At 69.4% G+C, this 25927-nt stretch carries 23 protein-coding genes; 10 read left to right on the forward strand and 13 right to left on the reverse strand.

Annotated elements, in window-relative coordinates; translation table 11 throughout:
• Together ACFV2J_RS13315 and ACFV2J_RS13320 are read left to right on the forward strand one after the other, a co-directional pair.
• Positions 1-576, forward strand: a 576-nt coding sequence (locus ACFV2J_RS13315) for a TetR/AcrR family transcriptional regulator (RefSeq protein ID WP_385438580.1), incomplete at its 5' end; no start/stop codon positions are given.
• A 154-nt stretch (positions 577-730) separates the two neighbouring features.
• Positions 731-1606: a PhzF family phenazine biosynthesis protein gene (locus ACFV2J_RS13320; RefSeq protein ID WP_385082079.1), complete on the forward strand. Its 876-nt coding sequence runs from the start codon at positions 731-733 to the stop codon at positions 1604-1606.
• 498 nt (positions 1607-2104) lie between these two features.
• On the opposite strand, the gene ACFV2J_RS13325 is transcribed toward ACFV2J_RS13320, so the two are convergent.
• Positions 2105-2299, reverse strand: a complete 195-nt coding sequence (locus ACFV2J_RS13325) for a hypothetical protein (protein ID WP_385082078.1) — start codon at positions 2297-2299, stop codon at positions 2105-2107.
• A 487-nt stretch (positions 2300-2786) separates the two neighbouring features.
• Complete coding sequence (locus ACFV2J_RS13330) at positions 2787-3422, reverse strand: maleylpyruvate isomerase N-terminal domain-containing protein (RefSeq protein ID WP_385082076.1); 636 nt, start codon at positions 3420-3422, stop codon at positions 2787-2789.
• A 1148-nt stretch (positions 3423-4570) separates the two neighbouring features.
• Here ACFV2J_RS13330 and ACFV2J_RS13335 point away from each other — a divergent pair.
• On the forward strand, positions 4571-5170 hold the full coding sequence (locus ACFV2J_RS13335) for a hypothetical protein (RefSeq protein ID WP_385082075.1): 600 nt from the start codon (positions 4571-4573) through the stop codon (positions 5168-5170).
• 460 nt (positions 5171-5630) lie between these two features.
• Here the strand turns inward: ACFV2J_RS13335 and ACFV2J_RS13340 are convergent, their stop codons facing one another.
• A complete protein-coding gene (locus tag ACFV2J_RS13340) occupies positions 5631-6629 on the reverse strand; it encodes an NADP-dependent oxidoreductase (RefSeq protein ID WP_385082074.1) in 999 nt (332 codons plus the stop codon).
• A 123-nt stretch (positions 6630-6752) separates the two neighbouring features.
• Between ACFV2J_RS13340 and ACFV2J_RS13345 the strand changes: the two genes are divergently transcribed.
• A complete protein-coding gene (locus tag ACFV2J_RS13345) occupies positions 6753-7625 on the forward strand; it encodes a LysR family transcriptional regulator (RefSeq protein WP_385082073.1) in 873 nt (290 codons plus the stop codon).
• 29 nt (positions 7626-7654) lie between these two features.
• Here ACFV2J_RS13345 and ACFV2J_RS13350 read toward each other — a convergent pair whose 3' ends face one another.
• Positions 7655-8863 (reverse strand): acyltransferase, encoded by a 1209-nt coding sequence (locus ACFV2J_RS13350; RefSeq protein WP_385082072.1) that lies wholly within the window; start codon positions 8861-8863, stop codon positions 7655-7657.
• A 517-nt stretch (positions 8864-9380) separates the two neighbouring features.
• Here ACFV2J_RS13350 and ACFV2J_RS13355 point away from each other — a divergent pair.
• Positions 9381-9737, forward strand: coding sequence for a hypothetical protein (locus tag ACFV2J_RS13355; RefSeq protein ID WP_385082071.1), 357 nt, complete (start codon positions 9381-9383; stop codon positions 9735-9737).
• A 731-nt stretch (positions 9738-10468) separates the two neighbouring features.
• On the opposite strand, the gene ACFV2J_RS13360 is transcribed toward ACFV2J_RS13355, so the two are convergent.
• From ACFV2J_RS13360 to ACFV2J_RS13385, 6 genes are all read right to left on the reverse strand, one after another.
• The gene (locus ACFV2J_RS13360; protein WP_385082070.1) at positions 10469-10810 is read right to left on the reverse strand and encodes a DUF5713 family protein; all 342 of its coding nucleotides are present in this window, start codon (positions 10808-10810) and stop codon (positions 10469-10471) included.
• Positions 10811-11525: 715 nt separating this feature from the next.
• A complete protein-coding gene (locus ACFV2J_RS13365) occupies positions 11526-13364 on the reverse strand; it encodes a sensor histidine kinase (RefSeq protein WP_385082068.1) in 1839 nt (612 codons plus the stop codon).
• Positions 13361-14053 (reverse strand): response regulator transcription factor, encoded by a 693-nt coding sequence (locus tag ACFV2J_RS13370; RefSeq protein ID WP_385082066.1) that lies wholly within the window; start codon positions 14051-14053, stop codon positions 13361-13363. The genes ACFV2J_RS13365 and ACFV2J_RS13370 overlap by 4 nt, the downstream gene beginning before the upstream one ends.
• A gap of 420 nt (positions 14054-14473) precedes the next feature.
• Positions 14474-16099 (reverse strand): alpha/beta hydrolase, encoded by a 1626-nt coding sequence (locus tag ACFV2J_RS13375; RefSeq protein ID WP_385082065.1) that lies wholly within the window; start codon positions 16097-16099, stop codon positions 14474-14476.
• Between the two features lie 179 nt (positions 16100-16278).
• Positions 16279-16404, reverse strand: coding sequence for a hypothetical protein (locus tag ACFV2J_RS13380; RefSeq protein ID WP_385082064.1), 126 nt, complete (start codon positions 16402-16404; stop codon positions 16279-16281).
• A 38-nt stretch (positions 16405-16442) separates the two neighbouring features.
• Complete coding sequence (locus ACFV2J_RS13385) at positions 16443-16961, reverse strand: hypothetical protein (RefSeq protein ID WP_385082063.1); 519 nt, start codon at positions 16959-16961, stop codon at positions 16443-16445.
• 365 nt (positions 16962-17326) lie between these two features.
• Here ACFV2J_RS13385 and ACFV2J_RS13390 point away from each other — a divergent pair, with 365 nt between their 5' ends.
• Positions 17327-17725 carry an NUDIX hydrolase gene (locus ACFV2J_RS13390; RefSeq protein WP_385082061.1) on the forward strand — a complete coding sequence of 133 codons (399 nt, stop codon included), beginning with the start codon at positions 17327-17329 and terminating at the stop codon, positions 17723-17725.
• A gap of 213 nt (positions 17726-17938) precedes the next feature.
• Here the strand turns inward: ACFV2J_RS13390 and ACFV2J_RS13395 are convergent, their stop codons facing one another.
• Positions 17939-18070 (reverse strand): hypothetical protein, encoded by a 132-nt coding sequence (locus ACFV2J_RS13395; protein ID WP_385082060.1) that lies wholly within the window; start codon positions 18068-18070, stop codon positions 17939-17941.
• 151 nt (positions 18071-18221) lie between these two features.
• Complete coding sequence (locus ACFV2J_RS13400; RefSeq protein ID WP_385438592.1) at positions 18222-19253, reverse strand: LacI family DNA-binding transcriptional regulator; 1032 nt, start codon at positions 19251-19253, stop codon at positions 18222-18224.
• Between the two features lie 280 nt (positions 19254-19533).
• Between ACFV2J_RS13400 and ACFV2J_RS13405 the strand changes: the two genes are divergently transcribed.
• The 4 genes from ACFV2J_RS13405 (at position 19534) to ACFV2J_RS13420 (ending at position 25026) form a co-directional block, all read left to right on the forward strand.
• Positions 19534-20460: a carbohydrate ABC transporter permease gene (locus tag ACFV2J_RS13405; protein ID WP_385082058.1), complete on the forward strand. Its 927-nt coding sequence runs from the start codon at positions 19534-19536 to the stop codon at positions 20458-20460.
• A gap of 4 nt (positions 20461-20464) precedes the next feature.
• Positions 20465-21424, forward strand: a complete 960-nt coding sequence (locus tag ACFV2J_RS13410; RefSeq protein ID WP_385082057.1) for a carbohydrate ABC transporter permease — start codon at positions 20465-20467, stop codon at positions 21422-21424.
• Between the two features lie 88 nt (positions 21425-21512).
• A complete protein-coding gene (locus ACFV2J_RS13415; RefSeq protein WP_385438596.1) occupies positions 21513-22853 on the forward strand; it encodes an ABC transporter substrate-binding protein in 1341 nt (446 codons plus the stop codon).
• A 112-nt stretch (positions 22854-22965) separates the two neighbouring features.
• Entirely contained in the window at positions 22966-25026 is a 2061-nt protein-coding gene (locus ACFV2J_RS13420; RefSeq protein WP_385082054.1) for a beta-galactosidase, read from the forward strand.
• A gap of 161 nt (positions 25027-25187) precedes the next feature.
• On the opposite strand, the gene ACFV2J_RS13425 is transcribed toward ACFV2J_RS13420, so the two are convergent.
• Complete coding sequence (locus ACFV2J_RS13425) at positions 25188-25817, reverse strand: DUF6629 family protein (RefSeq protein WP_385082053.1); 630 nt, start codon at positions 25815-25817, stop codon at positions 25188-25190.
• Positions 25818-25927 lie beyond the last annotated feature (110 nt).

Consider the following 25927-nt stretch of genomic DNA (forward strand, 5'->3'; position numbering starts at 1 on the left):
AACGCATCCCTCGAAGGCATCGCCCGCGACGCCGGAGTCGCCATCGGCACCCTCTACCGCCACTTCCCCACCCGCCTCGCCCTCGTCGAGACGCTTTTCAACGCGAAGTACACGGAACTGCTCGCCTCAGCAGAAGAAGCCGCGGCCATGGACGACGCCTGGGAAGGGTTCTGCCGCTACCTCGAAAAGCTCTGCCAGCTCCAGGCCTGCGACCGCGCCTTCAACGACCTGGTCTCAGCCCGCCTGCCCCTGCACGCAGCCGGCCGCGAGATGTACGAACGCGCCAAGAAAATCTGCACCCAGATCATGCACAACGCCCAGGAACAAGGCGCCCTGCGCGACGACGTCACCGCACAGGACATCGCCTTCGTCATCTGGTCCCAAGCCGGCATCATCCAGGCCACCCGCACCATCGCCCCCCAAGCCTGGCGCCGCCACCTCTACCTCATGCTCGACGCCTTCCGCACCCAAGGCGCCCACCAACTACCCGAACCACCCCTCACCAGCGAACAGGTCAACCAAACCCTCGCCACCCTCGAATGCAACGACGAAGGCTGCCGCGAACAACGGACCTGAACCGTGCCGTCACACGCCGCCCGTACCTCACAGGGCGAGCGCGTCTTCCGCGTCGCCGGCCGCCCCCGGCGGACCCAGGGCGTTCACCGCGGGCCGTGAGCCGGCCGCCCCGCGTCCGGGAACACCCTTGGACCCACCCGGCGTTGCCACGAGCATGACGACGAATACGCCGAAGCCCGAGGTACTGCGGTACACCGCTTTCTCCAGCACCCCCGACGGCGGGAATCTCGCCGGTGTCATCCTGGACGCCACTGCGCTGGACGACAGCGAGATGCTGGCCATCGCCGCCGGCCTCGGATACTCGGAGTCCGCGTTCCTGACCGCGCCCCCCAAGGATCTCGGCGGCCAGGAGGGGCGGGCGTACAGCATTCGGTACTTCAGCCCCAAGGCCGAGGTGCCGTTCTGCGGGCACGCCACCATCGCCACCGCGGTCGCGCTCGCCGAGCGGATGGGCCCCGGGGAGCTGGTGTTCGCGACGCGCGCCGGCACCGTGCCGGTGGAAGTGGCCGAGGAGGGCGGGACCCTCCGGGCCACGCTCACCAGTGTCGAGCCGCACATCGAGGAGATCGCCGACACCGACCTCGCGGAGGCACTCGCCGCGCTCGACTGGCCGGCCGCCGATCTCGACCCGGCCTTCCCGCCCCGTGTCGCCTTCGCCGGCGCCCGCCATCTCGTTCTCGCGGCGGCGACGCGTGCCCGTCTCGCGGATCTCGCCTACGACTTCGCGCGCCTCGAAGCGCTGATGCACCGTTTGGACCTGACCACGGTCCAGCTGGTGTGGCGGGAGTCGGCCACCGCCTTCCATGTCCGTGACCCGTTCCCCGTCGGTGGCGTCGTCGAGGACCCGGCGACCGGTGCCGCGGCCGCCGCGTTCGGTGCCTACGCCCGTGACCTCGGACTGGTCCCCGCGGACGCCGTCCTCACCCTGCACCAGGGCGCGGACCTGGGCCGCCCCGGCGAGCTCACGGTGACACTGCGCGCGGGTGACCCTCGCGTCCGGGTCAGCGGCTCGGGAGCTCGCATCGGCTGAAGCACGGCCACGACGGCAGTTCGGGCACAGGGCTTCCCGGTGGCCGCGGAGCGCCGGATGGCAGGATGCGGACGTGGTGTACGCACCACGTCCGCGCCTGTGCCACACGGGGTGCCGGCCGGCGGTGCTGCCGACGTGTCGGTCCTGCTGGTTCCACCGTCCGGCAGGCGGACCGACGGCGTCACGGCTCGCCGTTCTGCAGTGGATACACGAACATGTCCCGGCGTTCGTCCCCGACCCGCGGCCACCCCGCAGCAGCCTCTCCCGCTGGAACCCGCTGGCACCCGGCACGCTCAGCCGTCCGCGCGGAGGCCGCGTTCCACCGTTCCACCCACAGTTCAAGCCGCGGGATCCGCACGGATGGTGGACCAGACCGTCTTTTCGAGCTTCGCGTGCCGGTGGGCGGCGACGCGACCTCGTGGCCCGGGCCGTCGTGCGGGGTGTCACTGGAGAGACGAAGCCACCCGTCCGGTCACCCCGGTGCGCTCCGGAAGAACATCAGCGCAGGAGCGCGTGCACCAGGATCAGCAGCCCATACACGGCCCCGAACATGAAGACGCCGCCGACGATCCGGGGAAAGACGCGGTCGAAGGAAGCCGTCCGCCCGGGCTGAAGGCCGACTTTCCGAGTGAAGATCATCCACCCCAGAGAGAACACCCCGCCCAGCATGAGCAGTCCGATGGCGATCCCCATGATTCCCCCTGACCTGGCCCACCAGAGCCGATGTGAGTATGCCGCACGGCAGCGATCGTCCCGATCAAGCCCAGGAAGATGCGCCTACGAGTGACGCGCCGGAGAACCCGAAACCCTCGCCCACATCGCCGGTTCCCCATACGAAGCGCATGACATCAACCAAGGACTCCGCACTGCCCGCGAAGCACTCGACCGAGGAGACGCCCCTCCGCCTCCCCCGTCCCCCATCACACCGAGCCTCCATGGGTGCGACTGTGGCCCCACGGCATTGAACCAGACGGCACCACGACCTCTCCTCGCCAAGAGGATCACCCCTGGTGGTCAAGTAGGACATCGGGCAGCCCCTTCCCGACGCCGCGCGCGGCTCCGGGCATCTGAATCCAGCACGGGGCAATCGCTCAGCCTGCGGCTCTCATCATCTGAGTCCCAGCGACCCGCCCACACCAGAGCCAAGGTCGACCGGGCTGCCCACGAGCTGACCCAACGTTCAGAACGCGTTGATCGCAGCTGGTGCCCGCTCCGTGCGAGTCAGGGCACGCAGCAGGGCCGCTTGGCCATGGCGCCGGACCGCAAGCCCGGTCAGCAGCGCCACGACGGGATCGAGGGCCGCGCCGGAGAGCTCCGGCGCGCTGAGGCCCACGCTGACCGCCAGGTCATCCATGTGCACAGCGAGCTCAACCATCCGGGTCACGAGGAAGTCGTCCAGACTCAGCGCCCACCCTGTTTGCGGTATGAACACCACCCAGTCGCCGTGTACTTCCTCAAGGCCGGTTCGTTGCTGGTCGAGCGCGGCACGGACGCGCTCGACCAACAGCCGCACGCCTTCGGACGAGATGCCTTCGCCCTTCGCCCGAATTCCAGAGCTGACCTCGCCGTCGAGCGGCGCGTCGATCCACACGGCCCGCGCGTAGTGCTCCAGCACAGAGATGGGTTCCTGCTCAGAGTCAGGTCCCTCCAGCGCCGGATCCACGCTGAAAATCTGATACGCGAGGTGGCCCGCCAGACCGCCGACCGTCCACTGCGCCAACGCGCTGGGTTTCTCCCACGAGGCGGCCACTTCCGGCGCTTCCAACAACGCTACGGCCTGCGCGGCGGTCTCCAAGTAAGCGCTCTTCAGACTCACAAGCCCCCCTGATCCGTCCGGAACCCCAACCCTACGCAGTGCCGCCGAGGACGTAAGCCAGATTCCACACGACCGCCCCGGCAGCACCGTCGCTCCAAGAGGGCACACCGCTCGCCCGCCTCGCAGTGCGACCCGCCTGCGTGTTCGGCCGCGCAGGTCTCCGACTTGTACGCAGTAGCCGCGTTGTCAGTGCCTGATGCGAGGATCCGGACGACATCACGCAAGGAGATCAGCATGGGAACCTCGGGCATCGGCCCCCTCGGCAACGACACAGCCGCGGGCTTGGCCAACGCTCTCGACGACGCCGAGCCCGCGGCATGTGAAGCTCTGGTCCGAGGCGTTCCCGTCCGGACGGTCGTCGGCGCGGGCCATCTCAGGGAAGCAAGCGGACGGGGCGGTGGCCGCCGCCGCACTCGTCGCGGCGCGATGCCCGGGGGGCCAAGCTGTCGTCGACACGCCCTACGGCCCGAAAACGCCGATGCCCGTGCTCCCTTCCGACCTTCGGACGCTCGCCGGCGAGCCCTCGCCCGCATCGCCGGCGCCGAAGCTGGGCCGGCCTCGAAGTGGGCCGCCCCGGAGGACTGGAAGCAGTGGCAGGCCATGCGCACACGCGTTCGCGCAGTGCCTCTCCCGCCGCCGCTTTCCATCGCGCACTTCGACGCCCAGCCATGACGAAGCGTCCCTCCGCACGGAAGTTGACCCACAACCCGAGAACGGACTGCGTATGTTCACCACTTCGCGAGGAGTTCAGCCAGCCGCCGCCGATCCCACTGAATGCTCACACGAACCAACCGGCCCTTATCAGCACTACAGGTGCTGACACATCCACATCGAAATATCAATACTGACAAACCGATACACCTCAACAGGTCCACGCGGGCGGGCGTCCTGAGCAGCGGGGCGGGGCGGGAAGCCCGAGATGTCCGGCGGCGATGCTGTCGCCTCCGCCTTTCCCACGAAGATTTGCCGCCTGGGTCCCGCATCTGGGATCTTGTCCGGGGCGGCGATCTCGAGCAACGCGCTCAGCCGCCGGCACCACTCGCCCCGGCCTCAACTCAGGCCTGCTGGTGGAGCCGTGGCCGAGCCGGAAGCATCGGACCCAGCGGATCTTCGGACTGTCCGTGGCCATACGAAAAGGGAGAAATAGCGTGAACACCGAAAAGATTACCGCTCGACGTCTTACGAGCGACGAGGTTTCAGAATTGGGCCTCCAGGAGGAGATCTTCGTCTCGGCGGATCTGGACGACCTTTCTCTCGACTGTTTCGCTCCGGCTTTCCTCACGAAGCCGGGAAAGTATTTTGACGGAGGATCCTTCATCGCGAAGACAATTTTCGGCAAGGAGATCAACGTTCTTCCGGACAACGCCGAAGAGCGCGGGATCTGGATTGCCGACGAAGCCGGGGAGGAAATCGAGGTTCTCCAGAGCGCCGGCGTCCTCCTGAACCTCGCCCTCTTCGTGCCCAACGGGAACAAGGAATCTCTGGAGTCGCTCTACACCGCCGCCAGGGAAGCGTTCGGCGCGGGAATCGTCCAGCGCTGGAACGAGGAAGTCGTGGCGGTGCCGGACGTCAAGGTCGACCTGTACGAAGAGCCGGCCCGCGGGCGGAAGAGCACAGGCGGCCAGAACCGCGACCGCCGCGCCTTGGACATCTACCCCACGCGGGTGCGGTTCATGGAGCCCAGCACCGGCTGGAAGTTCATCGTCGAACCGCACCAGGAGCCCGTCGACGACACGCCGACGATCTGAGCTGACAGCAGCTCGCAGAACGCACGCCGACGGCGGCTGTCTCTCACCACTCTCACCACCCGATTTTCAGCACACGGCATGCCCGATCGGGACGTGACGCAACGAGACGGTACGAGACGGACGGGGCGCTGGTGCCGGCGCCCCGTCCCGCGCGACCCGCACAGGTCGCGGAGGGTTTTCGCGTATGCGCCGATCAGGCACGCCGGCCTCGTGCGGGAGCAGGCGCGCCGGGCGAAACCGCCCGGCTCTCTGGGGCTGATCGGCTGGTACCCCCGATGGGACGCTCGTCACGAATGAGAGTCGAGCACCCTCGCACGGCCGCCGACCGGACCGAGCACTTCCTGTCCGGGCATCGTGAAGGTCCAGGTCGTATCTTCGGTCAGGACCGTTTCCAGCTCGGACACATTCAGTCAGTCCAGGGCGTGGGTGAACTTCGCCACCGCCTGGTGGAGTTCGGCGATCACGAGACCACCGTCAGCACGATCTTGCCTTGGATATGACCCTGTGCGGCTCGGGTGTGTGCGCTGGCCGCCTCGTGCAACGGGTAGGTGCTGTCCACCCCGACCTGGACCGTCCCGTCATCGAGCAAGCGCCCGATGTCCGCGAGTTGGGGGCCGTTGGAGCGCACCTGAATGTTCGAGACGGTGATGCCCAGACTCGCCGTCTCTTCCGGGTCGTACTGGGCGAAGAACACCGGAAGCATGGTGCCTCCGCGCTTGAGCACGGCCAGGAAGCGTGAGCTGTCCGGGCCCCCGACGGCGTCGATCACCAGGTCGACACCGCTGACCACGTCCGCAGCCCGTGTTCTGGTGTAGTCGATGAACTCGTCGGCACCGAGCTTGCGCAGGAACTGTTCGTGCCGGCCCGAGGCCACCGCGACGACGTGCGCGCCCTTCCATTTCGCCAGTTGCAGCGCGATGTGGCCCACTCCCCCGGCGGCCCCGTTGACCAGCACGGTCATGCCTGGCGTGATCGGCACCGGCCGGTGCACCTGACCGGTGAACGGAGACGGCACGTCGTGGCCGAGATCGACCAGGTACTGCCAGGCAGTGAGCGCCGCCATCGGCGCGCCGGCCGCGTGAACATGGTCGATGCCGGCCGGCTTGTGGGCCAGGTCCGAAGCCGGCGCGGCGACGTACTCGGCGTACGTCCGGCCGTCGAATCCGGGGAACCGCAGCATGCCGAAGACCTCGTCCCCGACAGCGAATCCCAGCACGTCCGGTGCGACCGCCTCGACCACGCCCGACATGTCCGTTCCGGGGGTCAGGGGGTATTCCAGTACCGGCCTCATCTCGGCCAGCATGACCTTCATTCCCTCACGCAGGTACCAGTCCGGCGGGTTGATGCCCACCGCGTGCACCCGGACGAGTACCTCCCCTGGACCGATTTCGGGAACCGGCACCTCGTCATACCGCAAGACTTCCGGCCCGCCCGCTTCGTGGAACTGGATCGCCTTCATCGCGCCTGTCTCTTTCCTCGGAAATCGTTGCTCCTTCAGTCAAGGCCCACGACGGCACGGCCGTCCAAGACCGGTTCGGCAACCTGATCATTCCGAAAAGGCATGACGCGTTACGCTGGCCCGGTGAACGATCTGGGACAGGATCTGGAACTGCGGCTGGTGCGCTACTTCACCGTGGTGGCGGCGCACCAGCACTTCGGCCGGGCCGCAGCCGACCTGCACGTGGCCCAGCCGGCACTGAGCCGCCAGATCCAACGGCTCGAGAAGTATCTCGGCGTACGGCTGCTGGACCGGGTGCCCCAGGGCACCCGGCTCACTTCGGCCGGCCAGAGGTTCCTTCCTCAGGCCGAGGCCCTGCTGCGGGCAGCCCGCCAGGCCGAGCTGACCGTACGTGAGCAGGCCGAGACCGAGCGGATCACCATCGGCTACGTAGAGGACCTGGTGATCACCGACGCCGTACAGGAACTGCGCCGCCGGCACCCGGACGCCGAGATCGCCACCAGGTACCTGAGCTGCCGCGACGTCGGGGCGCTGTCCGACAAGGGGGTCGACGCCCTGATCGCGCGGGCTCCGCTGCCGCTCGCCGCCGACGACGTGGACACCACCCCGCTGTACGAGGAGCCCCGGATGCTCGTGGTCCCGCGCGGCCATCCCCTGGCCGACCGCGCGTCGGTGACCGCGGAAGAACTGGCCGGCGAGGAGGCGGCGCCCTGCGCGTTCGAGACCGCAGACTGGACTTCCTACCGGATCCTCGGGGCCGGTGTGCCACCGGTCGAGAGCTACGAGGACAAGCTCGAACTCGTCGCGAGCGGCAGGGCGATCGCCGTGCTACCCGTCGGCGATCGGCGCAGTTCACTGCGTCCCGACCTCGTCACCGTCCCGATCGAGGGCGCTCCCCCGAGCCGGGTCGTCCTGGTCAGCCGCAAGGACGACCCGAATCCGATGATCAGGAATCTCCGGCTGGCGGCCGAGGCGGTCCCTTCCCCGGCAGCCTGACCACGACCAGCCGAACGTTCGAGACGCCCCTAGCGTCGCATCCCGAACAGGAAGCGGGTCGCCCGCGTACGGCGGACCAGCAGCTCGTACGCGGTGAGGGTGAGGATGAGGGAGATCACCACCAGTACGACGTACTCAACCAGGATCGGCGCGGACCAGCCGATCACGAAGTACGCGACGGCGACCACGATCGGCTGGTGCAGGACGTACAGAGGCAGCACGGCCGCGGCGAGATAGCCATAGAGGCGCCGACGCGTCGTCGGGGTCGGGTTCGGCGCCGCAGGCGGTTGCTCCAGCCGCCGGCGGTCGAGGAGACCCGGGATGGCGACCACCAGGCACCATCCGGCCGCACCGAACAGCGCCCGTGAGGCGGTGGCCAAGGGGGTCATCTCCGTGAAGGGCTCGTCGGCCAGGGCAAAGCCGGGGCCGGCTGCCGCGAACAGCAGGGCGCCGAGCCAGGCTGCGGTCCCGGCGTCGCGCCGCATCACGACGCGGAAGCGGGCGTCGGAGGCGAGCGCGAAGCCGGCGACGAAGAACAGCAGGTACGACCAGCGGTGCCAGCCCGCGTAGTCCTCCTCCAGCCGTGCGAAGGCACAGATCGCCGCGAAGGCGAGGGCCGGCAGGAACACGACGCCCCGCCGGTGCAGGGTCGCCTCCGCCACCCGGTCGCCGATGCGGCGGACGCGCTCGTGCGGCAACCACCGGTGGAACGGCACCAGCATGAGGGAGAACGCCAGGAGGAGCACGACGAACCAAAGATGGCCGGTCTCGAAGTGCTCGCCCTGGACGAGGAAGGGGAACTCCTCGGGCTCCAGGTGCACGTCGTAGAAGTGGGGCAGGAAGCCGAGGTACGACTCGTGGTAGTCGGCGTCGGCCGAGCGCAGCCGCAGCCACTGGGGCAGCGGGTTCAGCACGAGGGTCGCGAAGACCAGCGGAACGCCGAGCCGCAGCAGCCGTTCGCCGGCGAAGCCGCAGGCGCCGCGGCGCTGAATCGAGTGCCAGGCACCGAGGCCGGAGATGAGGAACAGCAGCGGCATGGCCCAGACGACCCCGAACCCTGCGATGATCATGATGGCTTCGGTGGTCTCGGTGTTCTTGACGTAGAAGTCGTCGTCGGCAGCGAATACGAGCGCCGAGTGGAAGAAGACCAGCCCGATCACGACCAGCATCCGGATCGCGTCCAGCTCCGGCCGCCGCTCCGGTAACGGCGCCTGCGTCGGTTCTGTGCGCGTCGCCATGTCTGTGCCCCCCGTCGCCTGTACGCCACCAGTGTTGGAAAGGCGGCCGCCGGGCGCCACCCCCGCAACGGACTCCGCTCACATCGAAGATCGACTTTCGAAACGCGCCCTGGTTCTCTCGCGGGCGGCGGGGTCGTAGCCGCTACGGCCGGGCAGCGGCCAGGTGGGCCATCGACGTTCCGGCCGAAGTCCTCGACGGCCTGTCGGTCTACGACCCCTGGCGTGCTCCGCAGGACACCTACCACGCGCTCGTCCCCCGGCAGGAGGACTCCGTCTGAAGGTACGACGCGCTTGCCGAACATCTCCGCCCGGGCTTCTACCTTGGCGTACCCCGGCTGGGCTGCACACGCCTGCCGGGGCCGCACTCGGCTGTCGTACCCCGCTACAGCAGCGACCCGTGCTCCCCGGAGGCCGTGGCTGCACTCCTGGTCCTGGGGGCCGAAGCGCTCGTCTCTGCACACGAACAGCCCACGCGCTTCTGGATCGTGGCTCGCACGGGAGTCGTAGGCTGCCGCGCATGGAGCACCGCGAGGTAATGCAAGGAGTCGTTGCCGTACTGACGGAAGCCCTCGAAAGGCGGCGACTGATCCGCGAAGGCCAGGAGAAGGGCGACGAACCGGCATCCAGGATGATCTCCTCGCTCCTGACGGATCTGATGCCGAAGCTGCAGTTCGCTCCCGACGCGACCGTCCGCGACGTGACCATGGCCGTCAAGCGCGAGTGGTCACCGGCCATCGAGCAGATGGCCGCCGCCTTCGCCCTGGCGTTCGTCACTCTCGCCGAGGCGCACGACGACGGCGCAGCGGAAGTGTCGACCGCTGACATCCTGCGCGCGCTGGCGCTGCATTTCGAGGAGGGTGATGCACAGGACTGAGGTGGTCTCGCGGGTGTTTCGGTTCTTACCTGGGAAAGCGTCTCTGGCTCCAGACAAGTCCGGCGCCCATCCTTCCGAACGTGCCTAGGTTCCCGCTGATCACGTAGTTGGCAAGCAACGAACCAAGCCCCGGCTCACTGGCGAGACGATCCGTCCGATGCCTGATCCGGGGTGCGAAGCCGACCCCGGATCTGGAATGCTGGCCCCGTGAACAACAAGCTCAGAAAGGGCGATGCCGCGTAATCGGCCGTCCCAAGTCCGCGCCTCCGGACGTCACCCGAGGCGGCAGACGCATGGAACACCAACACCTGGGTTGGCGCGTGGCTCCGGCAAGCTTGCCGGAGCGGTTTCCCGCCTCGAACACGATCGGTTCTGGCCCGGGGCCATAGCCCAGGCCTTGCGGCAGTGGTCGCGAACAGCCCACCGCCCCCGTCGAGCGCTCTCCGGCGGTTGTGGTTGCCCTTTGTGCAACCCCTTCCACACAGCCGACGAGCGGGGAGTCCTGGAAGCGGCGATGCACGCCCTTCCGTCACCGGCGGCGCGTGAACTGCGGCGTCTGGTGAAACCGCTCGACGATCTCTACATCGCCAAAACCTGGCCCGACCCCTTCGCCTCGCCCGACGACGGATGGTGGGTAGGACGCTGTTGGGGATAGATCTCCGTCGACCGCTGCCTCAGCACCGCTGCCTTCCCGCCGGAGTCGTTAAGACGACAAGCTAGGGACTCGGTGGTCACCAATCCCGCGTAGCGATCAGCTCCTCCACGTCCGCGCCCGCGAAGCCGTAGGCCGAGGCGACAAACGAGAAGTCCTCGGCGATCTCCTCGCGCGCTACCGTCTCGATCTCGCTTCCGGCCGCCTCGAACTCCGCCTCCAGCAGGTTGAACTCCTCCGTCGCGGCCTGTGTGAGGGCATACAGGGCCGCCAGGTCCGACGGCTGCTCGGCCTCGATCCGCTCGCACAGCCGAAGCAGAATCGCCCTGCCCTTGTCGACGACGTGATCGGGGAAGTACGTGTCCGCGTACAGCGGCCGCAGAAACGCACGCCCCACTACCTGCTCGTTCTTGATCGGCATGGTGTCCCGACGTCGTAGAGGAACTGACCCGCCGATCATTCACCAGACCACTGACAAGGCGACGTGCCCGCCGGGTGCGCCCCAAGGCTGTCGAGCCCACTGTCGGCGGTACGAACCAGCGGCATCGGCCCGCCGCGGCGACCTCGTCGACTCGTCGACGCATGCCTGACCGGAGTCAGAAGGTCCGGTCTGGTCCGCGCGGGCAGTCCCCGGCCGCCGAACCGACCAGAACGTCGCCTCCCGCGACACGGTGAAGGACCTCGTCGGGCACACCAGGGCGGTGCCGCACGCGACCCGTACCGTAGAGGCCCACGCCTCGGTATCCCCCTTCACCGACAGCGTCCGGCGGCTCCATGTCACCGACAGCACTCACGGCGTCTTCGCCACCGGTCACGGTCGCCTCGACCGCTGGAGCCTGGTTTTCCGCGCCGTCTGCCCGTCTTCCGATCCCGACGCTTCCGACCCTCGTGCTTCCGGCGCCGGTGCCTCCCGCGCCAGCTCTTCCGACGCTCGTGCCCGCGATCGTCGCTCCGCGTCCGCCGCGCGGGACGTAGGTGCGTCCCGCGAGCGACCTCAGGGGCGTGACCCGGATTCCGGCGGCCGACATCCTGATGGTGTTCATGGGACCACAGTGCTCCCGGGGAGTCGGGGCAGCCAGAACCCTGCTGTGAGGAGGAACGCGGATCCTGGTACCGGCAGCACCACCCTGCGCAGGTCAGTGGTCGTCCTCCGGGTCGGTCGGGGGGACGCTGCCGGGAAGGCGGAGGGTGAACACCGAGCCTGTCCCGACCTCACTCGTCACGGTGACGGTACCCCCGTGCGCGACGACGAGCTGGCGGACGATGGACAGGCCGAGCCCGCTGCCGCCGGTGCGTCGGCTGCGTGACTTCTCCGCTCGCCAGAACCGGTCGAAGACGCTGGGCAGATCCCCGGCAGCGATACCGCTGCCGGTGTCGGTCACGTCGAGGACCACCTCGCCGTCCACCCGCCGTGCCGAGAGAGTGACCGTGCCGCCTCTCGGGGTGTGGCGTACCGCGTTCGACACCAGGTTCCCGAGCGCCTGCCGCATCCGCACCGGGTCGGCGTCGAACCACGGCGTCCCGTCCACCGTCGTCCGCAGAGCGATGCCCGCCGCCTCCGCCATCACCCGGTGCGCCGCGGCGACCTGTTCGACCAGTTCGTCCGCGCGGACCGCCTCCGGGTGCAGCGCGAGGGCGCCCGCGTCGGCCGCCGCGAGGTCCTGGAGGTCGTCGATGACCCGCTGGAGGAGCATCGCCTCCTCGTGCAGCGAGGCGAGCAGTTCCGGGTCGGGGGCGACGATGCCGTCCCGGGTCACTTCCAGCCAGCCGCGGATGTTGGTGAGCGGGGTGCGCAGTTCGTGGGCGATGTCGCTGACCATCGCCTTGCGCTGGGCCTCCAGCCGTTCACGGCGCTCGGTCAGTTCGTTGAACGCCATGGCCAGGATGCCCGTCTCGTCCCGGGTGGTGACCGGCACCCGGGCGTGCGCCTCGGGCGGTTGCTGGGCGGCCTGGGTCAGCGCGCGCAGCGGGCGTACGAGTCTGGTGGCGACCAGCGCGGTCACGGCGACGGTGAGGGCGAGGACGAGACCGGTGACGGCGACGACCTTGGCCTTGTTGGCGGTTGACATGTCGAAGTGCGGTACGGCCGTGTCGCCCGTACCGAGGAACAGTTCGGCGACCGGGGCGACCGTGGGGTCGAGTTGTTCTCGGCGCGCTTCGGTGACGCATTCCCGCCCCTTGCGCTCACGTGCCGTGTCCTCCCCGCCCTTCGCCGTCTTGGCGAAGGCGAAACCCGGCTCCGTGGTCCGGTCGGTGGTGCCGAACTCGATGAACGCGGTGGGGCCCACGTGCTCCCGGTCCAGGCACGGCCGGGCGAGCCTCGTCAGTTCGTCCAGCGCGGTCTGCTCGGTGTGCGTGGGGGTGTTGAGCCGTCCGTCCGCGCACTCGTTCGGCACGTTCGCGTTGCCGTTCACCCCGTTCGCGTCGATCAGGACAGGGCGGCCGCTCGGTGTTCCCTTGACGGTGGTCTCGATGCCGTTGCGCAGGAAGCACTTCTGTCGTTCCGTCGCCAGCACCCGCAGCCGCGCGCGTTCCCGGGAGGGCAGTCGGTAGGGGCCCACCGCACGAGGGTCGATGCCGCTGAGCTGCGCCCCGGGCTCGGAGTAGGTGTCGGTGCGCAGGGGGTCGATCGTGGCCGCGGCGCCCGGCGGCAGGGCGGTGCCGGGGGCCGCGGAGTCGGCGATCGGTGTGTGGTCCGGCGCCGTCAGCGCGACGCGCCGGCCCGTGCTGCCCGACAGTTCGCGCAGGGTGCCGCGGACGCCGGACCAGTCGGCGTGTGTCGCGGCGTATCCGCTGAGCTGTCGGAGGATCTCCGTGTCGTCGGCGAGTGCCTGCCCCTGCTCCTCCTGGATGGCGCGCGTCGTGGTCTGCACCGCGAGCCACGCCGTCGCCGCCACCGAGCAGAGGGCGATCAGGACCGAGGTGATCATCAGCCGTACGAGCAGGCTCTTGCGCAGCGGTATGCCTGACCTCATCCGCGGTCACCGCTGAGCTTGTACCCGACGCCGAACACCGTCAGCAACCGCACGGGCCGGCGCGGGTCCGGTTCGATCTTCCTGCGCAGGTTCATGATGTGCACGTCGATGGCCCGCTCGGTGGAGGCCCGGTCGCTGCCGCGGGTGCGGTCCAACAACTGCCTCCGGGAGAAGACCCGTTCGGGTTCGGCGGTCATGGCGCGCAGGATCTCGTACTCTCCGGGTGTGCACTCCACGCGTGAGCCGTCGCAGTGCACCTCGTGCCGTACCGGGTCCACGGCGATGCCGGCCGCGCGTACGATCCGGTCCTGCTCGGTGGCCGCGCGCCCGCTGCGCCGCAGGACCGTGCGGATGCGGGCCATCAGTTCGCGGGGGCTGTAGGGCTTGGTCATGTAGTCGTCCGCGCCGAGTTCCAGGCCGAGCAGGACGTCGTCCTCGGTGGAGCGGGCGGTGAGCATGAGGACCGGGATGTCGCCGTCCCTGCGCAGCACCCTGCACACCCCGAAGCCGTCGATCACCGGGAGCATCAGGTCCAGGACGACGAGGTCCGGTTTGAGCCGCCGGACCTCGTCGAGGGCGGCCGCGCCGTCGTGGACCACGGTCGCGGTGTGTCCCTCCCGCAGCAGCGAGCGGCGTATCAGCTCCGCCTGCTTCTCGTCGTCCTCCGCGACCAGCACATGTGCGCACACTCCGCCGATGGTAGGCGTCGGCGGGTGGGAACGGTGCAGGTGGGAGACGCTTCCCACACGCTGACGACTTCCTGACATCCGCGTGCGAGGCGGCCTGGTCGGCTCTCTCGGCTCTCTCGGCCCTCGTCGCACCCGCCCGGCGGAGTCCCAGGGCACGGGTCCGTTCGGCCCGTCCCCCCGAGCACGTCCGGCCGATTCCGCGAGCACATCCGGCCCGATCCCGCGGGTCCGGGCCGGCCCGTCCCGCGAGCCCGGACCAAGGTCACCTTGCCCTGGCCGGACGGAAGTTGCCGTACGCACGGATCTTGACGCTCCCGGATCGGGCGCCTTGGCTTCCCCTGGTTCCGTGTCCGGTTTCGGGATCGGTTTCGGCTTCGGACACGGACCCGCGGACCGTGCCCGTGATGACCGGAAGCGGGTTCAGGAGGTGTTGGTGGGTCCGGCCTTCCCACCGCCGCCGGTGGCGATGCCGCCGCGCGGTTTGGGGGCGGGGAAGGGACGTGCGTCCGGTTGGCACGTCGCTCCGACGGGCGGGAGGGTGCCGTCGATGAAGTAGCGGCTCTCGTACTGCCTGACGCAGTCGCTGGGGTTGAGCAGCGCCGTGTGTCCGTAGCCGTGGTTGGTGAGCAGACGGGCGGAGGCCAGATCCCTGGCCATGGCCTGCGAGCCCGTGTAAGGGGTGGCGGGGTCGTAGGTGGTGCCGACCACGAGGACGGGGTGCGCCGTCGGCTCGTTCCACGGCCCGCGGTAGCGGTCCGCGGCGACGACCGGCCAGGTGGCGCACGGCTCCGCGCCCCAGGTCCAGAAACGTCCGGCGTCCCCGGCCCGGAGGGCGGCGGCCTCCTCCAGCGCGTGGTACACACCGGGGTCGCGCGGGGTGGGACTGTCGGAGCACAGAATGGCGGCGGCCTGCTCGGTGCCCGTGTACGGGACCGGTACCGGCGGCGCGGGCGACGGGGCGGCCGACTGCGGAAGGCGTCCCTGCCACAGGTCCTGCAGCCTGGCCGCGAGGTCCGTCCAGCCGGGGTGGACGACGTACAGCGAGCTGACCACGTCGGCGACCGTCCTGCCGTAGGTCCAGTCGCCCACCGGACGCTGCCGGAGTCGCCGCATCAGCTCGTCGAACTTGTCCCGGGTGGCTCGCGCGCCGCCCGCGGAGAAGGCGCAGGCGGCCGTGGACGCGGACCCGCACAGGGTGAGGAACTGGTCCAGGGTCGCCGCGGCGCCGACGTCCGTGCCCATGCGCAGGAACGGCGTCAGCCGGGGTTCCGCGTCGGAGGCGTGGTTCGTCCAGGCCTGCGGGTCGATGTTGCTGTCGAGGACCATCGCGCGGACCTTGCCGGGAAAGAGGTTGGCGTAGGTGGCGCCGAGGAACGTGCCGTAGGAGACGCCGAGGTAGGTCAGTTGCGGGTCGCCGACCACCTGACGGAGCTGGTCGAGGTCGCGGGCGGTGTCGGCGGTCGACACATGGCGCAGCAGCTCGGGGTCCCGTCGTTCGCAGCGCCGGCCCAGATCCGCGAACGCGGCGATCCAGGCCGCCCGCTGCTGTTCGCCCACGGGGAGACCGACCGGCTTGCCGGCAGCCCAGGCGACGGCCTCCTCGGTGGTCGGGAAGCAGTTCACCGCGGTGCTGTTGCCGACTCCGCGTGGATCCCAGCTGACGATGTCGAAGCGTTCCCGTATCTCGCGTGGGAAGGACCCGTAGTTCTGCGGCATCTGTACGGTTCCCGGGCCGCCCGGGCCGCCGGGGTTGAAGAACAGGGTGCCCGCGCGCCGTCCGGGGCCGGTCGCCTTTCGTCTGACGACGGCCAGCTCGATGGTGCGGCGACCGGGGTCGAGATAGTCCAGCGGGACCTTGGCGATCGCGCAGTCGTACTCGGGTCCCTCGACGCAGGGTTTCCAGTCCAGTCGCGGGGCGGGTGCCGGAGGGAAGGGCACGTCTGCCGGAGCGGGATCCGCCGCGGTGAGCACGGTGGAACAGAACACCGCCGACGCGATGACCGTGGCCCCACGCCGACGGCCCGCTATGGAACCGGATATGGGCACGCTGTGTCCCTTTCGACGGAAGTCGCCTCGACGGTCCACCCAGTCGACTCCACCGCCACGGGCGGAGCATCCACAGGTGAGCCGATGGAGTGACGCTCGGCCGGGAACGAGGAGGGCGACGGAGGCGGAGACGGGGACAAAGACGCGAGTCGCTGAGCGCAGCGACCTCCACCGACTTGTCAGTCGGTCAGCAGGGTGACGTCCGGGTCGGCGAGGAGACAGCGTCCGCGTACGCCTTCCGTGTACACCTTCTCCTTGTCGGTGGGCTCGCCGCAGCAGCTGGTGAGCGGTACCGGGGCGAGCACAGTGCCGACAGCGGCGAGGGGCCTTTTCCTGGCCGCTGTCAGTTCAGGCCGTCGGCGGCGGCCTTGTACACGGCGGCCTGCTTCGGTGTGAGGTAGTGCGATACCCGTACGACGACCGTGCCGTGGACGTAGTCGTATTCGGAGAGCGCGGGCATCCCCTTGGTGACGGCCTGGATGTACTCGGCCCGAGCCGTGGCGTCGGCACCCGAGCTGAACGCCTCGATGGCGCCGCCCCGGCTGACGTCGCCCTTGTCGGTGCCGGTGACGTCGTCGGCGGAGATCCGGCTGTCCGAGAACGTGATCTTCGACGTGTACTGGTTGGGGCGGCCGAGCAGCTTGTTCGGGTCGTTCTCCGCCGTGACCGTGCCGGAGAGCTTCGCTGATCCGACCTTGCCGGACAGCTCCGTGAACGCGGCACCGGCGTCGAGCGCTTTGCCGTTGGCGCCGCCGTCCTTGCCGTTGGCGCCCTGGTCGGCTTTGTTGTCGCCACTGTTGCAGGCGGTGAGCGCGCCGAGGAGCAGGGCGGTGACTGCGGTGGCGGCAAGGGTTCTGTTCATCGCGTGATCATCGCGGATGTGGTGACCGAGCGTCGACGACGTCGCGAATTCGTGACGCGGGGTTCGACGACGTTCGGGTACGCCAAGAGAGCCGCTCCCGAGCCAGGCATGACGAGTTCGCTGAGGCCCGGAGAGTGCCGGTGCCGGTGAAGACGCAGGCGTACTTGTCGTAGCAGGTGACAACGGCCCTTGACCGCTCGAGCTGGTCGATCCTTCGCTCGACCTTGATCTGGCGCCTGCGCAGATAGCGGCGGTTGCGTCGGGACCTGTACGCCTCCCGAGGCGGGCCCGTAATGGCGGCATGATGTCCGTGCCACCGGGGCGCACGCGGTGATAGCCATTCTCTGAGGGCGAGTTGAGGTGTCATGTCGGACGAAGGCGCGATCGCCGGCGCAGTGATCGTTCATGCAGGGCATGTCTTGCTGATTCGCCGCAACGCTCCGGAGGGCTCCCTTCTTTGGACGTTCCCGTCAGGCAAGGTCGAGCCGCGCGAGACCCCGGGCGAGGCAGCGGCGCGCGAGACTCTGGAAGAGGCTGGCGTGGTCGTGGAACCGGTCTCCTCGCTGGGCGAGCGGGTGCACCCGGTGACTGGTCGGCCCGTCGCCTACGTCGCGTGCCGGCTGCTGTCGGGTACTGCTCACGCGGCGAGTCCGCGGGAGGTGGCGGAAGTTCGCTGGGTGCGGCTTGGAGAAATCCCAGAGCTCGTGCCGGGTGGGCTGTTCGGGCCGGTCCAGGCGTATCTGGAGGACCAGTTGGCCGAGTAGCCCGCCGCACACGAAGGAGCCCCGCAGCTGTGCAGCCGTGGAATGTCGTCTTGTCTACGTCGCTTGCTCGGCCGCCGCTGTCGTGCCGGCCGGGGCGCGGATGCCCGATGCCCTCCAGCTGCCTCGGCTGCCTCGACCGTCGTGTTGTGCCTGTCGCGGCACCGGGTCCCGTCCGGTTCACGGCGTGTCGCGCAGCGGCTCGGGCCTGCACGCTCACGGTACGAGGGGCGTCGAGGAGCGGCCGGAGCCCGGACCCTGTCGCGGTGCCAGTTGGGGGCGGCCGTGTTCGCGGACGACGGTCATGCAGTACCGGCGTCCGGACACCTTGGCGAACGTCACGTCCATGGCAGGAACGGGTGCCGACGGCCACGGGGATCGCACTCGAACATCCGCCCCGCGCGCCCGTGTACCCGCACGCCCGTGGACCCACACGCCCGCACGCCCGCACGCGAAGCCGGGACCGACGCGCGGCGCGCCCCCCTCCGGACGACAGGACTCACCCCGCGTCGAGCGACACCCGCGTGTCCCCGTCCGACCGTTCCCCGGTGGGCGGCGGTCCGGTGCTGGCGCGGACCACGAGCTTGGTGGGGACGAGGGTGGTGCCGTGTTCCGTACCGTCCAGGTGCATCCTCCGCAGGACGCCCTCGACGCAGAGGCGTCCCACCTCGGCGAAGTCCTGGTGGACCGTGGTCAGCGGCGGCAGGAAGGAGCCGGCCTCGGGGATGTCGTCGAAGCCGATGACACTGACGTCCTCGGGAATCCGCCGGCCGCGCTCGTGCAGGGCCCGCAGGAGCCCCAGTGCCATCTGATCGTTGGCGGCGAACACCGCCGTGCAGTCCCGTTCGTCCGCGAGGAGCAGGCCCGCGCGGTAACCGGACTCCGCCGACCAGTCGCCCCGTACGAGCGGCGGCGTGACGCGTCCCTCCACGGTCAGCGCGGCGTTCCAAGCGTCGGCGCGGCGCTGCGCCGCGAACGACTCCTCCGGACCCGCGAGGTGCCAGACCGTGCGATGGCCGAGGTCCAGCAGGTGCCGTACGGCGGCACGGGCTCCGCCCGCCTGGTCGGTGTCGACCACGGCGTAGCGGTCGCCGGCGTCGGAGTCGGCGACGACCACCTGTACATGGGGAGGCAGGGAGATGGTCGCCGCGTCGAGCAGGTGCACTTCCATGATGGCGATGACGGCGTCGACGGCGAGCTCGCCGAGCCGGGAGAAGGCGCCTCGCACCTCGTCCTGGGTGGGGACGGCGACGGGCAGCAGGGTGACGGCGTAGCCGTCCTGCGCCGCGGAGTTGGCGATCGCCTCCAGGGTGCGCATGTTGCCCGTGGTGGAGAGGTTGAAGGTGATGACGCCGATGGTGCGGAACTCACCGCGCTTCAGGGCCCGGGCCGCGCTGTTGGGCCGGTAGCCCAGCTCCTTCATCGCCGCCAGGACCTGCTGCCGGGTCTCCTCGTTGACACCGTCGTAACCGTTGGACACCCGGGAGACCGTCTGCGACGAGACACCGGCGAGCCGTGCGACGTCCGCCATGGACGCGCCCTGCGTCCGGCGCCCTGCCCGTTTTCCCGTGCGCGTACGGGCCCGATCCAGGTCCGTCGACCCGCTGTCCGCAGTGTCCACCCGTCTCCCCTGCTCCCGAGAAGCCGTTCCTCCGGCGACTCTTGACCACCGACATTGGCGCAGTGTAGACATGCCGCCATCAGATGTTTACGTAAACATAACAGGCCACGGCACTTCTCGCGGCTGATGTTTACGCAAACATCGCGACGGTGTGAGACGCCGGTTCCGAGATGGACGAGCGAGGAACGACATGACGACGCTTCAACCCCCCGCGGCCGTGACCCGGCGCCCCGAGAGGCCTCCGGGGAAACGGGACCGCCGCTCCTGGACCGGCTGGGGTTTCATCGGCCCGTTCGCGGTGGTCTTCGCCTTCGTCTTCCTGGCTCCGATCGCCTATTCGATCTATCTCAGCCTCTTCCGCGACAAGCTCATCGGCGGCACGTCCTTCGTCGGCCTCGACAACTACCAACAGGCGCTCCAGGACCACCAGTTCTGGGACTCCCTGGCCCGCGTCTCCCTGTTCCTGGCCATCCAGGTGCCGATCATGCTCGGCATCGCCCTGTTCGTGGCACTCGCTCTGGACAGCGGCCGCCTGTACGGCCGGGACTTCTTCCGGATCTCGATCTTCCTGCCGTACGCGGTGCCCGCCGTGGTCGCCACCCTGATGTGGGGCTTCATGTACGGCACGCGGTTCGGCCTGGTCGGCGACATCAACAGCGCCTTCGACGTCACCCTGCCCGACCCGCTCTCCTCGAACCTGATCCTGGCGTCGATCGGCAACATCGTCACCTGGGAGTTCGTCGGCTACAACATGCTGATCTTCTACTCCGCGCTGCGGGTGATCCCGCAGTCCCTGTACGAGGCGGCGGAGATCGACGGTGCGGGGCAGCTGCGCGTCATCTCGGCCATCAAGCTCCCCGCGATCCGCGGCGCCCTGGTCATCGCGACGATCTTCTCGATCATCGGCAGCTTCCAGCTGTTCAACGAGCCGAGCATCCTGCGGCCGCTGGCGCGCAACGCCATCACGACGGACTACACCCCGAACTTCTACACGTACTCGCTGTCCTTCAACGGGCAGCAGCACAACTACTCCGCGGCGGTCGCCATCATCATGGGGCTGATCACCATGGTCATCGCCTATGTCGTGCAGCTCCGCGGCATGCGCAAGGGAGCGTGACCCGATGAGCAGCACGAGCAGCCCCGTCACCACCGGCTCCCCCTCCGCGCCCGCCCGGGCCGGGACCGGCGGCTCCACGGTGACACCCCGACTGCGCACCCCCCGCAAGAACGCGTCCAGGCGCCCGCGACGCAGCATTCTGCTGACCGTGCTCACCGGACTGATCCTGGTCTACACGGTGGTGCCCCTGCTGTGGCTGGTCATCAGCGCCACCAAGACCCAGGACGGACTCGCCGACTCCTCCGGACTCTGGTTCAGCCACAAGTTCGCCCTCTGGAGCAACATCCACGACACGTTCGCCTACCACGACGGCATCTTCGTCCGGTGGCTGCTGAACACCCTTCTGTACGTCGTGCTCGGCGCCGGCGGCGCCACCCTCCTGGCGATCCTGGGCGGCTACGCGCTGGCGAAGTTCAGGTTCCCCGGAAAGCGCGCCGTCTTCGCCGTGGTCATCGGTGCCGTGGCCGTCCCCGGCACCGCCCTGGCGGTACCGACCTTCCTGATGTTCAGCAAGATGGGGTTGACCGACACGCCCTGGGCGGTGATCATCCCGTCGCTCGTGTCGCCCTTCGGTCTGTATCTGATGTGGGTCTTCGCCAGCGAGGCCATCCCCACCGAACTGATGGAGGCCGCCCGCATCGACGGAGCGGGCGAGATCCGCACCTTCTTCCAGGTGGCCCTGCCGCTGCTCGCCCCCGGCACCGTGACCGTCCTGCTGTTCACCACGGTGGCGACCTGGAACAACTACTTCCTGCCGCTGATCATGCTCAAGGACCCGAACTGGTACCCCCTGACCCTGGGCCTGGACGCGTGGAACTCGCAGGCCCAGACGATCGGCGGCGACGTGATCTTCAACCTGGTGATCACCGGTTCCCTGCTCACCATCGTGCCGCTGATCGCCGCGTTCCTGCTGTTGCAGAAGTACTGGCAGTCCGGGCTCGCCGCCGGAAGCGTCAAGGAATAGCCCGACCCCAGGCCCCAGTCACACCCCTCTTGCTCCCCCTGCCCCACCCATGAAGAAGTCCCGCCCACGAAGAAGTGGAAGCACCTCCATGCGCAGAACCACCGGCCGCCTGCTGCGCGGCTTCACCCTCCTCTCCGTCCTCGCCCTGGGGGCGACCGCCTGCGGAAGCTCCGACGACAGCGGCTCGGGCCAGAAGGCGGTCTCCGCCACGGACATCCAGGCGGCCCTCAAGAAGGGCGGGTCGGTCACGGTCTGGGCCTGGGAGCCCACGCTGAAGACGGTCGTCGCCGACTTCGAGAAGAAGTACCCCAAGGTCAAGGTCAACCTCGTCGGCGACCGGTCCGGCGACAAGCACTACACGGCGCTGTCGAACGCCATCGCGGCCGGCAAGGGCGTCCCCGACGTCGCCCAGGTCGAGTACTTCGCCCTGAGTCAGTACTCCCTCACCAAGGGCCTCAGCGACCTGACCCCCTACGGCGCCGACAAGCTCGCCTCCAAGTACACCCCGGGCCCGTGGAACGCCGTGAGCGACGGTGACAAGGTCTACGGCCTGCCGATGGACTCCGGCCCCATGGCGATGTTCTACAACAAGAAGGTCTTCGACAAGTACAAGATCGCCGTCCCGACCACCTGGGACGAGTACGTCGACGCGGCCCGCAAGCTGCACAAGGCCGACCCCAAGGCGTACATCGCCAACGACGCCGGCGACGCGGGCTTCACCACCAGCATGCTGTGGCAGGCCGGTTCGCGCCCCTACAAGGTCGACGGCACGAAGGTGGCGGTCGACTTCGAGGACGCGGGCGCCAAGAAGTACACCGACACCTGGCAGAAGCTCATCGACGAGAAGCTCCTCGCGCCCATCAACGGCTGGACCGACGACTGGTACAAGGGCCTCGGCGACGGCACCATCGCCACCCTGACCACCGGCGCCTGGATGCCCGCCAACTTCGTCTCCGGTGTGCCGAACGCCTCCGGTGACTGGCGAGCCGCCCCCATGCCGCAGTGGGCCACGGGGGAGAAGACGACCGCGGAGAACGGCGGCAGCTCCCTCGCCCTGCCCGCGCTGGGCAAGAACAAGGAACTCGCCTACGCGTTCGTCGAGTACGCCGACTCCGGCGACGGCGTGCAGAGCCGCATCAAGGAGGGCGCGTTCCCGGCGACCAAGGCCGAACTCCAGTCCACCGACTTCCAGAACATCAAGTTCGACTACTTCGGCGGCCAGGAGGCCAACAAGATCTTCGCTGAATCCGCCGCCAACGTCGGCAGCGACTGGTCGTACCTGCCCTTCCAGCAGTACGCCAACTCGATTTTCAACGACACCGTCGGCAAGGCCTACATATCCGGCACCAAGCTGGCCGCCGGTCTGAAGTCCTGGCAGGACGCCTCCGTCAAGTACGGCAACGAGCAGGGCTTCACCGTCTCGAAGTAACCGGCATTCCCCTCCGGATCCGCCGCTGAGCACCCACGGGTGCTCGGCGGCGGGCGCCCGGAAGCAACCACGCACCTCGCACCACCCCGTGCAGCACACCGGAAGGACCGCCATGATCTCCACCCTCCTGTCCCAGTTGCGGCACGGGCCGGACGGTGATCCCACTCCCCGGCTCGCCTACGGCGCCGACTACAACCCGGAGCAGTGGCCGCGCGAGGTGTGGGAGGAGGACGTACGGCTGATGCGTGAGGCCGGCGTCAACATCGTCTCCATCGGGATCTTCTCCTGGGCCCGCATCCAACCGGCCGAGAACGACTGGGACTTCGCCTGGCTCGACGAGATCATGGATCTGCTGCACGCGGGCGGCATCGGCGTCGACCTGGCCACCGCCACGGCGTCCCCGCCTCCGTGGCTCACCACCGCACACCCGGAGATCCTCCCCGTGACCGCCTCCGGCGAGACACTGTGGCCGGGGGCCCGACAGCACTGGCGTCCCACCTCCCCCGTCTTCCGCGCGCACGCGCTGCGCCTGGTGCGGGCGATGGCGGAGCGGTACGCGGACCACCCCGCGCTGGTGGCCTGGCACGTCTCCAACGAGCTGGGCTGCCACAACGTCTACGACTACTCCGACGACGCAGCCCGCGCCTTCCGGGACTGGCTGCGCGCGCGTTACACGACGCTCGACACCCTCAACCACGCCTGGGGCACCGCGTTCTGGTCGCAGCGCTACAGCGACTGGGAGCAGATCCTGCCGCCCCGCCTGGCCGCCTCCCACCCGAACCCCACCCAGCAGCTGGACTTCAAGCGCTTCTCCTCCGACGCGCTCAAGGACTACCTGCGCGCGGAGCGCGACGTGCTGCGCGAGCTCACGCCCACGGTGCCGGTCACCACGAACTTCATGGTGATGGGCGGCACCAAGGGCATGAACTATACGGACTGGGCCGCCGAGATCGACTTCGTCTCCAACGACCACTACGTGGTGCCGGGGCCGCAGGACCGGGACGAGCTGTCCTTCTCCGCCAACCTCGTCAGCGGCATCGCCGGCGGGCGTCCGTGGTTCCTCATGGAGCACTCCACCAGCGCCGTCAACTGGCAGCCCGTCAACGTGGCCAAGCGGCCGGGCGACCTCGCCCGCGACTCGCTGGTCCATGTGGCGCACGGCGCCGACGCGGTGTGCTTCTTCCAGTGGCGCCAGTCGGCGGCCGGCGCCGAGAAGTACCACTCGGCGATGGTCCCGCACGCCGGTCCCGACAGCGAGGTCTTCCGCGCGGTGACCGGCCTCGGGCAGACCCTCGACGCGCTGGCCCCGGTCGCCGGGACCGAGCGCGAACCGGCCCGGGTCGGCATCGTCTTCGACTGGGACTCCTGGTGGGCGAGCGAACAGGACTCCCACCCGACCTCCCTCCTCGACTACCGGCGGGAGGCGCTGAACTGGTACTCGGCCCTCCTGGCCCTCGGCGTCCGCGCCGACGTCGTCACCCCGCACACCGAACTCGACCGCTACCAGGTCCTCATCGCGCCGGTGCTGCACGTCGTCCCGGCGCCACTGGCCAAGGAACTCACCCGATACGTGGAGAACGGCGGCCACCTGGTCACGACGTACTTCTCCGGCGTAGTCGACGAGAACGACCACATCTGGCTCGGCGGCTACCCGGGTGCCCTGCGTGAGCTGCTCGGCATCCGCATCGAGGAGTTCGGCCCGCTGCTCGGCACGGACACCGTCGAGGTCGGTGTGAACGGCGTGACCAGTGGGGCGACCGGTACGGTGTGGACCGACCGGATCACGGTCACCGACCCCGCGGTGGAGGTGCTGGCCCACTACCGCAGCGGCCCGTACGCCGACCGGCCCGCGGTCACCCGCCGACCGGTGGGGCAGGGTTCGGCCGCGTACGTCTCCACCCGGCTCGGCGCCGAAGGTCTCACCGGCCTGCTCCCGGAGCTGCTCACACCCGCCGGTGTCGGGAGTGAACTGCCGGACGCGGCACGCGGGAGCGTCGAGCTGATCGTGCGGCGTGGCGGCGGGAGCCGCTATCTCTTCCTGGTCAACCGGACCGACAGGACGGTGACGCTGCCCGGGATCACCGGGGAACCGCTGGTCGGCACGACGGACGACGAGGGCTCCGTCGTCCTCTCCCCCAGGGACGTCGCCGTGCTGCGACAGCCCGCCCGCTGATCCCCACGGACACCCGCAGCCGCCCGCAGTCACCCGGCAGCGCACGGGTTCGCGGGTCCCGCCGCCGTGTCCCCCACCCGGGGGCACGGCGGTCCGCGCGTCGCCCCGCGCATGTGAGGGGAGGCCCCCTCGGGTCGCGCCCCGCGACGCCGGGTGCGGCGTCAGGTCTCCCGGCTCCCGGCATCCGGCCGGCGACGCACCCACCCGTACAGCGCCACCGAACACACCGCGGCGAACGCGCACCACGTCGACACGAACTCCAGCTCCCACAGCGTCCAGCAAATCAGCGCGCCCGCCCCGACGAGCAGCCCGAGCAGCCGGAGCAGCCGGTCGCCGGAGAGCAGCAGCGAGCCGATCGTGGCCAGGAGGTAGCCGCCGACGAGCAGACCCGGGTGGGCCAGATCGACCACGTAGCCGAGCGTGTGGCCGCGGATCTCGGCCCGCACCGGACGGGTCACGAGGGCGAACGTGAGGACGGCGGCGGTGGCGACGCCGATCACGAGGGGCACCGTGAGCCGGCGGCGGGCGTGCCGGGGCGCCGCGCACATCACGCCCGCCGACACCCACACGGGCAGCAGCGGAAGGGCGATGGCGGCCCAGGCGACGGTGGCGGGGCCGGTGCCTCCCCCGGCGTGCCAGACCAGGGACTCGACGATCTGGTGGGCTCCCAGCAGCAGCGGGAGCGCGGCCAGCGGAAGATCCCGGGGCCGCCGCGCACGCGTCACACAGGCCACTCCGACAGCGGCGATACCTGCACCGGCTGCCAGGTCGGCCGTCGCACTCCAACACATCGCGTCACCATGGGGTCGGCCGTCACGGTATTCCAGCTCTACGGTGCCCCACGCTACCGGGACGCGGGAGCGTTTCAGGAGCTGGTGGCGTGCTCAGAGGTCGCCCGCGT

It is taken from the genome of Streptomyces sp. NPDC059668 (assembly GCF_042734135.1).
In the GTDB taxonomy this organism is placed as follows: domain Bacteria; phylum Actinomycetota; class Actinomycetes; order Streptomycetales; family Streptomycetaceae; genus Streptomyces.

What these genes read in the sequence shown, in the direction of transcription:
- ACFV2J_RS13415 (WP_385438596.1), top strand. Translation starts at nt 21,513, where the DNA reads ATGCGCAGAACCACCGGCCGCCTGCTGCGCGGCTTCACCCTCCTCTCC.
- ACFV2J_RS13410 (WP_385082057.1), top strand. Translation starts at nt 20,465, where the DNA reads ATGAGCAGCACGAGCAGCCCCGTCACCACCGGCTCCCCCTCCGCGCCC.
- ACFV2J_RS13355 (WP_385082071.1), top strand. Translation starts at nt 9,381, where the DNA reads ATGGAGCACCGCGAGGTAATGCAAGGAGTCGTTGCCGTACTGACGGAA.
- ACFV2J_RS13365 (WP_385082068.1), bottom strand. Translation starts at nt 13,364, where the DNA reads ATGAGGTCAGGCATACCGCTGCGCAAGAGCCTGCTCGTACGGCTGATG.
- ACFV2J_RS13390 (WP_385082061.1), top strand. Translation starts at nt 17,327, where the DNA reads ATGTCGGACGAAGGCGCGATCGCCGGCGCAGTGATCGTTCATGCAGGG.
- ACFV2J_RS13385 (WP_385082063.1), bottom strand. Translation starts at nt 16,961, where the DNA reads ATGAACAGAACCCTTGCCGCCACCGCAGTCACCGCCCTGCTCCTCGGC.
- ACFV2J_RS13420 (WP_385082054.1), top strand. Translation starts at nt 22,966, where the DNA reads ATGATCTCCACCCTCCTGTCCCAGTTGCGGCACGGGCCGGACGGTGAT.
- ACFV2J_RS13320 (WP_385082079.1), top strand. Translation starts at nt 731, where the DNA reads ATGACGACGAATACGCCGAAGCCCGAGGTACTGCGGTACACCGCTTTC.
- ACFV2J_RS13360 (WP_385082070.1), bottom strand. Translation starts at nt 10,810, where the DNA reads ATGCCGATCAAGAACGAGCAGGTAGTGGGGCGTGCGTTTCTGCGGCCG.
- ACFV2J_RS13350 (WP_385082072.1), bottom strand. Translation starts at nt 8,863, where the DNA reads ATGGCGACGCGCACAGAACCGACGCAGGCGCCGTTACCGGAGCGGCGG.
- ACFV2J_RS13340 (WP_385082074.1), bottom strand. Translation starts at nt 6,629, where the DNA reads ATGAAGGCGATCCAGTTCCACGAAGCGGGCGGGCCGGAAGTCTTGCGG.
- ACFV2J_RS13425 (WP_385082053.1), bottom strand. Translation starts at nt 25,817, where the DNA reads ATGTGTTGGAGTGCGACGGCCGACCTGGCAGCCGGTGCAGGTATCGCC.
- ACFV2J_RS13325 (WP_385082078.1), bottom strand. Translation starts at nt 2,299, where the DNA reads ATGGGGATCGCCATCGGACTGCTCATGCTGGGCGGGGTGTTCTCTCTG.
- ACFV2J_RS13400 (WP_385438592.1), bottom strand. Translation starts at nt 19,253, where the DNA reads ATGGCGGACGTCGCACGGCTCGCCGGTGTCTCGTCGCAGACGGTCTCC.
- ACFV2J_RS13395 (WP_385082060.1), bottom strand. Translation starts at nt 18,070, where the DNA reads ATGGACGTGACGTTCGCCAAGGTGTCCGGACGCCGGTACTGCATGACC.
- ACFV2J_RS13405 (WP_385082058.1), top strand. Translation starts at nt 19,534, where the DNA reads ATGACGACGCTTCAACCCCCCGCGGCCGTGACCCGGCGCCCCGAGAGG.